This is a genomic window from Kocuria sp. APC 4018, assembly GCF_030407675.1.
Classification (GTDB): Bacteria; Actinomycetota; Actinomycetes; order Actinomycetales; family Micrococcaceae; genus Kocuria; species Kocuria rhizophila.
Genome location: NZ_JASDCY010000036.1, coordinates 20,993 through 29,364, shown reverse-complemented (window position 1 = coordinate 29,364; position 8,372 = coordinate 20,993). Strand labels below are relative to the sequence as shown.

6 protein-coding genes and 1 tRNA gene are annotated in these 8,372 nt (G+C 68.5%); 2 read left to right on the top strand and 5 right to left on the bottom strand.

Annotation, left to right across the window (positions count from 1 at the left end; translation table 11 throughout):
- Positions 1 to 1,378 (top strand): hypothetical protein (locus QL985_RS07830; protein ID WP_290147705.1); only part of this gene is annotated, 1,378 nt, incomplete at its 5' end.
- Positions 1,379 to 1,422: 44 nt separating this feature from the next.
- On the opposite strand, the gene QL985_RS07825 is transcribed toward QL985_RS07830, so the two are convergent.
- The 3 genes from QL985_RS07825 to hisC are packed head-to-tail and all read right to left on the bottom strand — an operon-like array spanning position 1,423 to position 5,692.
- Positions 1,423 to 3,108, bottom strand: a complete 1,686-nt coding sequence (locus QL985_RS07825; protein ID WP_039101374.1) for a thiamine pyrophosphate-dependent enzyme — start codon at positions 3,106 to 3,108, stop codon at positions 1,423 to 1,425.
- An 11-nt stretch (positions 3,109 to 3,119) separates the two neighbouring features.
- Positions 3,120 to 4,553: an amino acid permease gene (locus tag QL985_RS07820; protein ID WP_039101375.1), complete on the bottom strand. Its 1,434-nt coding sequence runs from the start codon at positions 4,551 to 4,553 to the stop codon at positions 3,120 to 3,122.
- Positions 4,554 to 4,558: 5 nt separating this feature from the next.
- The gene (gene hisC, locus QL985_RS07815) at positions 4,559 to 5,692 is read right to left on the bottom strand and encodes a histidinol-phosphate transaminase (protein ID WP_259905860.1); all 1,134 of its coding nucleotides are present in this window, start codon (positions 5,690 to 5,692) and stop codon (positions 4,559 to 4,561) included.
- Positions 5,693 to 5,880: 188 nt separating this feature from the next.
- Here hisC and QL985_RS07810 point away from each other — a divergent pair, with 188 nt between their 5' ends.
- Positions 5,881 to 6,369 (top strand): Lrp/AsnC family transcriptional regulator, encoded by a 489-nt coding sequence (locus tag QL985_RS07810; RefSeq protein WP_019311071.1) that lies wholly within the window; start codon positions 5,881 to 5,883, stop codon positions 6,367 to 6,369.
- A gap of 160 nt (positions 6,370 to 6,529) precedes the next feature.
- Here QL985_RS07810 and QL985_RS07805 read toward each other — a convergent pair whose 3' ends face one another.
- The gene (locus tag QL985_RS07805; RefSeq protein ID WP_019311072.1) at positions 6,530 to 8,005 is read right to left on the bottom strand and encodes an RNA-binding domain-containing protein; all 1,476 of its coding nucleotides are present in this window, start codon (positions 8,003 to 8,005) and stop codon (positions 6,530 to 6,532) included.
- 212 nt (positions 8,006 to 8,217) lie between these two features.
- Positions 8,218 to 8,301, bottom strand: a tRNA-Leu gene (locus QL985_RS07800).
- Between the last annotated feature and the right edge of the window lie 71 nt (positions 8,302 to 8,372).

Below are 8,372 nucleotides of genomic sequence, written 5' to 3'. Positions count from 1 at the left end.
CCCCCGTTCTACCGTCATGCCCGCTGCAGCCCTGTGCGCGGCAACTCTGACCCTGCTGGCCGGCTCTCCCGCCGCAGCAGCCCCACCGCAGCCGCAACCGGCGGCCGTGCACGCGCCGCGAGCCGCAGTGCCCACCACGGCGTTCCACCAGAGGTTCACCGCGGCGGGACTGACCTCCACCTACCACGTCTACGCGGACGGCCTGGACCCCTCGAAGGCCGTGGGAGCGGTCTTCTACCTGGGTGGCGACTACGACAAGCCCGGCGAGTCCTGGGTCCACGACCCCGGGGGATCGCACATGCGGGCCATGGCCGCGGAGGCCCGGAAGAAGAACATGGTGCTGGTGGTCCCAATCTCACCGGACCGTCAGGCCAGAGGCAACGGCATCACGTGGTGGGAGGAAACGGATGCCAACGGCGACTGGTTCCGGGCCCTGCAGAGTTCCCTCACGGCCCGGTACGGGCTGGACACCTCCCGCGTGTGGCTCACCGGCTACTCGGGCGGGGCCGAGTTCATCACCTACGAGCTGCTCGCGGACCGGCAGGGCTGGATCAAGGGCGGTGGCGCCACGATCATCGGCGGCGGCGGCTCCTACGGGATGCAGACTGCGCCCGGGGCCGCGGTGCGCTCCCTGCCCCTGACCTGGCACGTGGGGTCCGAGGACGTGGCGGGCAGCACCAACCCGCCCACGTGGTCGGCCCGCAACGCGGCGACCAAGGGCCAGAAGCGCTACGTGAAGGACGGGTTCACCCGCACCTCCCTGTCCACCCTGCCGGGGGTCGACCACGAGGAGTACGACATCGTGGGCCTGTTGCGTCACGACCTCGCGGCACTGCCCCCGGCTCCACCCGCACAGACCTCGTCATGGTTGAAGGGCGCCATCAGGACCGACTACCTGGCCACCGGCGGGGCGGCGCGCTACGGACAGCCCACCTCCCCCGAGAAGCCCACTGGCCACCGGGGCGGGGTCTACCAGGGCTTCACGGCCAACTACACCTACTACTGGAGCTCGCAGACCGGGGCGCACCCCGTGAAGTGGGGGACCGGCATCGGCAACGCGTACCGGGCCGCCGGTCTGGAACGCGCGTGGGGATATCCCGTGATGGCGGAGAAGCTTCTCCCCGGTGGCGCGTACCAGGACTTCCACCAGGGCAGCGCCCGCTTCCGGGCCATGTACTCGCCCCGCGGAGGAACGCACGTGGTCAAGCTCAGCGGGGGGATCGGCTCGGCATGGTCCAGGGCAGGACACGAGCACGGCTGGGGCTTTCCCGTCACGGACGAGTACGCGGTGTCCGGGGGCATGGCGCAGAAGTTCTCCAACGGGTGCACCGCCACGTGGCACCGCGCCACGGGGAAGGTGACGGTCGCGCGGGGCTGACCACGGCGGCGTCGTGCCCCGCCGTGGTCACCGCTGCCGCGCGCTCAGGGCCGTTCCGGCTCCGCGGCCTTCGCGCGGCTCGCGGGCATGAGGAACTTCCAGGGGCTCTGCTCGAGGGACAGCGGCATGGGCACCTCGATCACCGTGGGGCGCCGGGCGGCGATCGCCTCCGTCATGGCCGTGCGCAGCTCGTCCGGGGACGTGGCGCGCAGGCCCAGGGCACCGAAGGACTCCGCCAGCGCCACGAAGTCCGGATTGGCCAGCTCGGTGGCGGAGCCGTGGCCGTAGATCCGCACCTGGTCCGCCTGGACGTTGCCAAAGGCCTGGTTGTCGAACACCACCGTGATGAGGTTCAGCCCGTGCTGCACGGCGGTGGCGAGCTCCTGCACGCCGTACAGGAAACCACCGTCCCCGGTCACGGAGACCACCACGCTGTCCCGGTTCGCGGCCTGCACCCCCAGCGCCGTCTGGAAGCCGTATCCCAGGTTGCCCTGGTAGCCGCTGGTGATGAAGTGGCGGGGCTCGTAGACCTCCAGTGCAAAGATGGACGCGAAGCCGATCTGCGAGACCTCCTCCACGAAGTATCCGTCCCGGGGGAGCGTCTCGCGGATCGCGGCCAGGTAGTCGCTGTGGGGCTGCAGCTGTGCAATCTCGGCCCGGACGCCCTCCTTGACCTCCTCGAACTCCGCGGAGCGGGATGCCCGTGCGGGCATGTCGTCGAGGGCTTCGAGCAGCTGCGCGGTGACCGCCCGGGCGTCCCCGGTGAGCGGCACGTCCGGCGTGAGCCGATCCTGCTGGGCCGCGTCGATGTCCACGTTCACGGTGCGCAGCCCCTCGGGGGTGTCCGGCCAGCGGAACCACACGAGCTCCTGCCGGGTGCCGATGCCGAGCAGCACGTCCGTCTCCGCCCAGCGCTCGAAGCCCTGAGCGCTCGTGAACCCCAGCGGGTGCTCGTCGGACACGATCCCGCGACCACCCCGTAGGGACACCACAGGGGCCTGCAGCTTCTCGGCCAGGGCCAGAATCTCCGTGCCCGCGTGCCGGGCACCGCTGCCCACCATGAGCATGGGGTTGCGGGCGGAGCGCAGCAGCTCCGCGGCGCGGGCCACCTCACCCGCGTCCGCCTCCGGTGCAGCCACGGGCGGCGCCACCACGCTCTGCATCTCCGCCTTCTGCGTGAGCACATCCCACGGGATGGCGACGACGCTGGGTCCGGGCCGCCCGCCGGTCGCTCGGGTGAACGCCTCGGCCACCGCCGCGGGCACCTCGGCGGGGTCGGTCACGGTGCACGCGGACTTGGTGAACGAGGCCACCGTGGCCTGCTGGTCCGGCATCTCGTGCAGGTGGCCCATCCCCCTGCCGATGAACTCGGTGGGGATCTCGCTCGTGAGGCACACCGTGGGCGTGCTCGTCGCCAGCGAGGTCAGCATGCCCGCGCCGGCATTGAGCACGCCCGGTCCGGGCACCACGCTGAACACGCCCGGGCGCCCGGTGGACTGGGCGTAGCCCAGCGCCATGTAGGCGCTCGCCTGCTCGTGCCGCGTGGCAATGACCTCGATGCCGGGTTCCTTCCGCAGAGCCTCGAACAGCTCGTAGGTCTGCACACCGGGGATCCCGAACACGGTGTCCACGCCGTGCTCCCGCAGCGCCGCCACGGCGGCCCGACCGGCGGTCGTCCCGCGGGGCGAGCCGGAATCGTGGGCGGCCGCGGCGTCGTCGTGCGTGCTCATGCGTGCCGCTCCTACTCGCCGAGGTCCGCGTGCTCGGTGGCGGGCTGCTCGGAGCGGCGGGTCACGAACACGCCCGTCAGCGCGATCAGCGCCGTGGCGGTGACCGTGAGCAGCAGCTGGTTGCGGGAGGCTGGGTCGAACATGGTGACCACCACGATCAGCACGAGCATGGCCACCGTGAGGTAGGACAGGAACGGGAAGAGCGGCATGGTATACGTGCTGGCACGCACCCCGGGGTTCTCCCGCTCGCGGCGGTGGCGCAGGGTGATCTGCGAGGCGGCCACGGAGATCCAGATGATGATGATCGTGGAGCCCACGATTGCCAGCAGCGTGTCCAGCACCTTGCCCGGGAACAGCGCCTCCAGGATGCTCGCCACGAACCCGAAGGACACCGTGAGCAGCACGGCGCGGCGCGGCACACTGTTGTGCGCGGTGCGCTTGATCGCGGCCGGCGCGTAGTTGCGCTGGGCCAGGGAGTGCATCATGCGTGACGCGGCATAGATGTTGGCGTTGAGCGCACTGAGCAGGGCGAACACGGCGATCAGAGCCATGATGCTGCCCGCAGCCGGGAGGCCGGCGACGTTCAGCACCGCCGCGAAGGGGCCCTCGGGCGGATCCGCCTGGGAGGGCGGCAGGATCGCGACCATGATGAACACCGAGCCGATGTAGAACAGCACGATGCGCCACGCCACGGTGCGGATGGCCGTGGCCACGCTCTTCTGCGGGTCCGCGGTCTCACCCGCGGCGATCGCCACGATCTCGGTGCCGCCGAAGGAGAAGATCACGATCAGCAGGCCCGCACCCACACCGGCGATCCCGGTGGGGGCGAAGTCCTGGAAGTTGGACAGCCCGCCCTCGTGGCCGGGGATCACTCCGAAGAGCATCAGGATGCCGACCACCAGGAACGCCAGGATCACGCCCACCTTGAGGAACGCGAACCAGAACTCGAACTCGCCGTACTTGCTCACGGCGAACATGTTGATCACGGTGAAGACGGCCATGAAGACCAGGCTCAGCACCCATGTGGGTGGCACGCCGATCCCTGCCACGGAGTCCCCCAGGATGCCCGTGAGGATCGTGGCGGCTCCGTTGGCTTCGGCGGCGGTCACGACCGCGAGCTGCACCCAGTACAGCCAGCCCACGGTGTACCCGGCCACGGGGCCGAAGGCGTTCTGCGCGTGGGTGGAGAAGGCGCCGCTCGTGGGGTTCGCGGCGGAGAGCTCGCCGATCATCCACATGATGAGGACCACCAGGGCGCCCGCCACCACGTAGGAGACGAGGATGGCGGGGCCCGCCACGGCCACGCCCTTGCCGCTGCCCAGGAACAGGCCCGCGCCGATCGCGCCGCCCAGTCCCATCATGGTCAGCTGGCGGGGCTTGAGGCCGCGGACGGTCTTGGTGGAGGCGTCCGGGGCGTGACCCGGGGCCTGAGGGGTGGTGCTCATGGGGTTCAGCCCTCGTTCCGGGAGGTCGCGGCGCCGTCGAGGTGGGCGCGGACTTCCTCCGCAGCCACCAGGAAGGCCTGGTTGCCGGCGGGGGAGCCGATGCTCACGCGGATGCCCTCGTCGGTGAAGGCGCGCACGATCACGCCGTGCCGGGTGAAGATCTCCTCCGCGGCCGCGGTGTGCTCACCGGTGCGCAGCCACACGAAGTTCGCCTGCGACTCCACGACGTCCCAGCCCTGCTCCGTGAGCCGCTGGTGCACGTGGTCGCGCTGCTCCACGAGGGCGGTGATGCGCTCCTCGACCTCGGACTCTGCGGCGAGGCTGGCCAGGGCCGCCTGCTGCGCCAGGTTGGTCACTCCGAAGGGAATGGCCACAGCCCGCAGCGCGGCGCTGATGTAGTCCGGTGAGATCGCGTAGCCGATCCGCAGACCGGCCAGCCCGTACGCCTTGGAGAACGTGTGGAGGACCACCACGTTCGGGTAGGCGCGGAAGAAGTCGATGCCGCGGGCCGCGTCCGGGTCCACGTTGAAGTGCACGTAGGCCTCGTCCACCACCACGAGCACGTGCTCGGGGACCTGCTTCATGAACTCGTGGAGCTCGTCAGCGGTCACGGAGGTGCCGGTGGGGTTGTTGGGCGTGCAGACCAGGATCACCTTGGTGCGCTCGGTGACGGCAGCGGCCATGGCTGGCAGGTCGTGGCGCTCGTTCTCGTCCAGCGGCACGTGCACGGCCTTGGCGCCCGCGAGCCCCGTGAGGATCGGGTACGCCTCGAAGGAGCGCCACGCGAAGACGACCTCGTCCCCCTCCTCGCACACGGCGCGGATGATCTGGGAGGCGACCTCCACGGAACCGCTGCCGAAGCTCACGGAGGAGGGGTCCACGCCCCAGCGGCTGGCCACGGCTTCCGTGACGGCCTGGCAGGTCATGTCCGGGTAGAGGTTCATCTCCGGGGACATCTGGTTGACCGCGTCCAGGACGGACGGCAGGGGCGGGTACGGGTTCTCGTTCGAGGACAGCTTGTACGTGGTGACGTCGGACGAGGCCGCGGACTTCCCCGGCTTGTACGGGGGAAGCGACTGCAGGGCGGAACGCAGGGACACGGCGGATCGGGCCGCGTCTCCCGAAGAATGATGGGACACGAAGGACTCCTTGCGGGATCTGTGGTGGCAGTCACAGTGACACAGCCCATGGGGGCGCACAACCGGGTCAGTCCGGAGTGAGCACAATGTGCAGTTCTCAGCGTGTGTGCCGGTGATCACTGCACAATATGTCATGTGCAACGCGTGTGCGGTGGCACTCAGGCGGTACTCAGGCAAGGGGATCGGATATGAAGATCGACGAGCTCGACGTCCGGATCGTGCAGCTGTTCAGCGAGGATTCCGGGATCGGGGTGCTCGCGGCGTCGCGCGCGCTCGGGGTGGCCCGCCCCACTGTGCAGTCCCGCCTCGACAAGCTCAAGGCTGCGGGTGTCATCCAGGACGTGGCACCCACCTTGAACCCGGCCCGGTTCGGCTACCCCGTGATGGCGATCGTCTCCATCGAGATCAGCCAGGGGGTGGGCCACGTTCCCGTGGGGGAGGCGCTGCGCGAGATCCCCGAGGTGATCGAGATGTACACGGTCTCCGGGGACCACGACGTGATGGTCCGCGTGGTGGCCCGCTCCAACGACGACCTGCAGCGGGTCATCGACGCGATCGCCCGGACCGGAGCCGTGAACCGCACCCGCAGCGTGGTGGTGCTGCAGACCCACTTCCAGAACCGGGTGCTGCCGCTGTTCGCGCAGGTGGGCGGGTCGGCCGCGGCACAGGAGGGATAATTCGGGCCCCGGCGAGTTGAGAAGTCGCGAACAACCCAAATGGATGCCTTGGTTCGTACCGGCGCACCCACCACTGCTCGTGCAGTGCGGCTTGCAGTCTTTCGTGGCGGACGCGCAACTGCCCATTTTCGAAAGATGGTTGTCGACGACGGCGGCAGCCCTATGCGTCGTTGTTCATGACGTACCGCGTCCCCTTGCGTCCCTGGCCGCCCTGCATCGCCACAAGACCCTCCGCGAGCGGCAAGCGCAGGGCATAGCGGAGTTGGGATGTGGTCAAACCCGTCTGGACTGCGAGATCTTCCAGCCGAAGAGGGGAATGGAGACGCAGAACCTCCAGCACCTTGGCTTCGTGAACGGTAGGGGCGGAGGTTTGCGGCGTGGCCTTGCTGCGCTGCGCTGCGCTCGCAGCTGGCGGAGTCCCGGAATGCGGGGTCTGGCTCGTGGGGCGCCACAGCAGTGCCTTGAACTGCACCCCCGTGTCGTGCAACTGCGGGCGCGGCAGGCCGTGCCGGCGGGCGGCGTCGTAGACCTCCCGGAGCCCGCCGCCCTCGCCTTCGATGATCGAAGCGCCGTCACTCGTGGTGAGCTTTTTTGCCATCTGGTAAACGCGCTGGTTCACTGCAGCCTGAGCATGGTCCTCACTTTCAAGCTGTGCGAGAGACACCCCGCGCAGTCCCCCGGGGCTCAGGACGAACAGATTTCTTGGCGTCAGTCTGACCTGGATCGACTTGCCCACACCGAGGGTGTTCGGTCCCAAATCCCGGTGGACGAGAGCATTTCCGATGAGCTCTCGGACGGCGTTCAACGGGATCTCGGCCACGGATTCCATGTGCCCGTCTTCCCTGTACCGCTGAACTGTCCCCAGGTTCCGCCGAACCCATGCCAAGAGGTCTTCGAGAAGGACGGGGAGTGGCCCGGTGAAATCCTCCAAATTCTGATTTCGAACATTGCCCCCGCTCTCCGGCAGCTGCACGGCAGCCGTGACAGTGAGCCCTGGATAGTGTCCCTGGGGATACATGCCGAGGGCATAGAGTCCTGCGAGGGTCGGAACGCCGTCCGCCGTCACCACCGAGGTCGTGCGAAGAATCTTGTCGTCGTCAAGCGATCGAAGGCGCTGGTCCCGCTCGCGGGTGGTGTGAAGGTACGTGCTCACCGCCTCGGGCAGCAGATCGTCGATGGAGCGGCCCCGCGCTGGCTGAAGGTCGTAGTCGACCTGTTCGTCAGCGTGCAGCTTGGCCACCTCCAGCATCCGGAGTTCGTGCTCCTGCATGGTGTAGTCGCCGTCCGATTGCCGTAGGTAGGCTCGACCGCCCGTAGTTGCCGGTTTGTCGACGATGCGCAATGGGGCAACGTGGGCCACGAGCACCACACGCCCATCGAGGGTGTGGGTTTCGGTCGTGATGTGCGGGGAGGGGGACACCGATTGTCTCGCGGTGGCTACGAGCCCGCTTTCTGCTGCTGCGACGTCGTCCAGTCCTGTCACGTCGAACGACCCCGAGGACTCGTCGACCCCCAGGATGATGCTTCCGCCCCCGGGCATGTTTGCGAAGGCACAGATGGTGTCGGCGAGGTGGGGTAGGCCACCGGACGCCCGTTTGACTTCGACCGAGGTGGTGTCTCCCCTGCGGGCACGCATGTCTTCCAGAACGGACTGCAGACGGGCGGTGCTCCATGCCGTGGCGTCAGAGTACTGGCATCAGTGACAAAATTGTGAGTTTGATTGACACTTTGATTCTCAGTGACGGTGCAAGTGAGTGACAAGTGCGTGATGAGAGTCCCCGGGGGCGCATGACCATCGGAATGACAGAAGTCCCGCCCGACCATCCGGTCGAACGGGACTTCCTGCGGTGCGCGAGGGGGGAGTTGAACCCCCACGCCCTCTCGGGCACACGGACCTGAACCGTGCGCGTCTGCCTATTCCGCCACTCGCGCTCGTTGTCCCACTCGGCGTACGCCCGTGAGCAACGTCGAAAAGCCTACCCCACCCTGCCCGGGTTGGCGAA